This window comes from Streptomyces sparsus, assembly GCF_054776295.1.
In genome coordinates this window covers 1-2,474 of record NZ_BAAHCA010000747.1, presented here as the reverse complement: position 1 = coordinate 2,474, position 2,474 = coordinate 1, and the positions used below count along the sequence as shown (strand labels likewise).

General features: G+C 73.8%; 2 protein-coding genes and 1 pseudogene. All 3 read right to left on the bottom strand.

Annotated features, from left to right (window positions below; genetic code table 11):
* Positions 1 to 343 (bottom strand): annotated as a pseudogene (locus ACYVE9_RS22925) (GNAT family N-acetyltransferase); the annotation flags it as partial.
* A 91-nt stretch (positions 344 to 434) separates the two neighbouring features.
* Positions 435 to 965, bottom strand: a complete 531-nt coding sequence (locus ACYVE9_RS22920; protein ID WP_461029787.1) for a DUF1990 family protein — start codon at positions 963 to 965, stop codon at positions 435 to 437.
* A gap of 63 nt (positions 966 to 1,028) precedes the next feature.
* Positions 1,029 to 2,474 (bottom strand): alkaline phosphatase D family protein (locus ACYVE9_RS22915; protein WP_461029786.1); only part of this gene is annotated, 1,446 nt, incomplete at its 5' end.

Below are 2,474 nucleotides of genomic sequence, written 5' to 3'. Positions count from 1 at the left end.
GCCGGTCCCGCACGGTGGTACGCATCCGCCACAGCACGGTCGGCCGTTCCGCCCCGGAGCCCTCCGCTTCGGCCGGCGGGCCGGTGCCGGTGCCGGTGTCCGCAGGCGGGGGAGCGTGCGGGTGGCGTCGTGCCCACCAGGTGTGGAAGCCGGCCGTGGCGAGCAGCACCAGCGCCGACACGACGAGCAGCACCGGCCCGTCCGGGCCGTGCACCACGGTCTTGGCGATGCTGTCGGCGACGGTGACCGCGGTGAACAGCGCCGCCAGCTCCACCAGGTCACGGCGCCAGTGGTGGCCGCGTCGGAGTGAGGTGCCGGTCGGGCGAGGGGAGTCGTCAGCCATGCCCCCACCCTCGTTGACGGGTGTTGCGTGATCACGAACGGGCTGTGACCGATGGGTTAAGGGCGAATCGGGTTCTTGGTGCCCTTTTCCGTCACTCCGGGCGAGCTCCGTCACTCCGGGCGAGTCGGCGCAACACCCGCCCGCAGCGCCGGGCGTAGGCGCGCTGGAACACCGGGATCAGCGGGCCGGCGGCCCGGGTCCACCACACCGCCGGCCGGCTGAACGCCGTCACGGTCAGCCACACCGAACCGTCCGCCGCCCGGTCCACCACGAACGCCTCCTCGCCCCTCTCGGGATGGCCCGGCAACGTGCCGTACCCGAAACCGGCCCGGTCGTCGCCGTCCTGCGCCCACACCACCCGGCAGGGCCCGTGCACCCGCAGCCGGCCCACCCCGAGGCCGACCACGACCCGCACGCCTTCCGCGGCGCGGGGCGCGTCGGTGCGCACGGCGACCCCCATCGAGCGGTGCATGCGCCACTCCAGCACGGCCTGCCCCGCCAGGCGGAAGCAGCGCTCCCCGTCACCGAGGCGGGTGCGCTGCCGCAGCTGCCGGTACCCCGGCGGGCGGGCCTCGCCACGGGTCGCACCGGCCTCCGGGTAGGTCAGCTCGTCGTCCGTCATCCGCCCATCATCACCCCGGGCGCGGCGCCCGGCCCCCTGTACGGTCTCCGGCCCGAGGGGCGGTCACTGGCCGACCCGGCCCGGTTGCAGCACCTTGGTGAACAGCACCGCGCCGCCCTCCTCGCGCAGCCTGACCGTCAGCTCCCCGCTGTCCCCGTTGATGTCCACCTGGCCGTAGAACTGCCCGCCCTCGCTCGGCGGCACGTTGGCCCGGTCCGGGGCCTTCAGGAACCGCCGGGTGGGACCGAACGTGCCGTCCAGCGGCACGGCCGGGAAGCCCCCGGCGTGCAAAGGCCCCGAGACGAACTCCCAGAAGGGTTCGAAGTCGGTGAACGCGGCACGCACCGGATCGTAGGAGTGCGCCGCGGTGTGGTGCACGTCGGCGGTCAGCCACACCGTGCCGGTGATCCGCCGGTGCTTGACGTGCCGCAGCAGCTCGGCGATCTGCAGCTCCCTGCCCAGCGGGGCGCCGGGATCGCCCTGCGCGACGGCTTCGAAGTCCTCACCGCCGTCCGCGACGACCAGGCCCAGCGGCATGTCGGAGGCGATCACCTTCCACACCGCGCGCGAGCGGGACAGTTCACGTTTCAGCCAGGCCAGCTGCCGGGCGCCCAGGATGCCGCCCCGCTCCTCGGGCTGCCGGCCGGACGAGTTGGCGTTGCGGTACGTGCGCATGTCCAGCACGAAGACGTCCAGCAGCGGCCCGTGCCGCACGACCCGGTACACCCGGCCCTCCGGGTCGCCGGGCGGCAGCGTGGCCAGTGGGAAGTACTCGCCGAACGCCCGCCGGGAGCGGGCCGCGAGCACGTCCACGTCCTTGACCGTGTAGCGGGCGTCGTCCAGGATCTCGCCCGGGTACCAGTTGTTGACCACCTCGTGGTCGTCCCACTGTGTGACGGAGGGGACCTGGGCGTTGAAGCGCCGCAGATGCGCGTCGAGCAGGTTGTAGCGGAAGTTGCCGCGGAACTCGGCGAGCGTCTCGGCGACCTTGGACTTCTCCTCCGTCGTGACGTTGCGCCAGATACCGCCGCCGGGCAGTGCGACCGTCGCCTCGATCGGCCCGTCGGCGTAGACGGTGTCCCCGCTGTGCAGGAAGAAGTCCGGGTCCAGCCGGCGCATCTCCTCGAAGACGGGGAAGCCGCCCCGGTCGGGGTTGATGCCCCAGCCCTGGCCGGCGACGTCCCCCGACCACAGGAAGCGCACATCGGCCCGGCGGCCGGCGGGCGCGGTACGGAACGAGCCGTACAGCGGTTCCCCCGTGCGCCGGGGGTCGTCGACGTCGCTGAGCAGGACCCGGTAGTGCACCTCACGGCCCGGCGGCAGCCCGTGCAGGCACGCCCGGCCGGTGAAGTCGGTGCCGGGGCCCAGCAGCGGGCCGCGCCATCGCCGCACCGTGCGGAACGACTCCGTGGCCGAGGTCTCGACCGTCATCCGGGCCGGCCGGTCGGCGCGCACCCACACCAGACCGGAGCGCGTGGTGACGTCACCGGTCTGCACGCCCCACCGCCC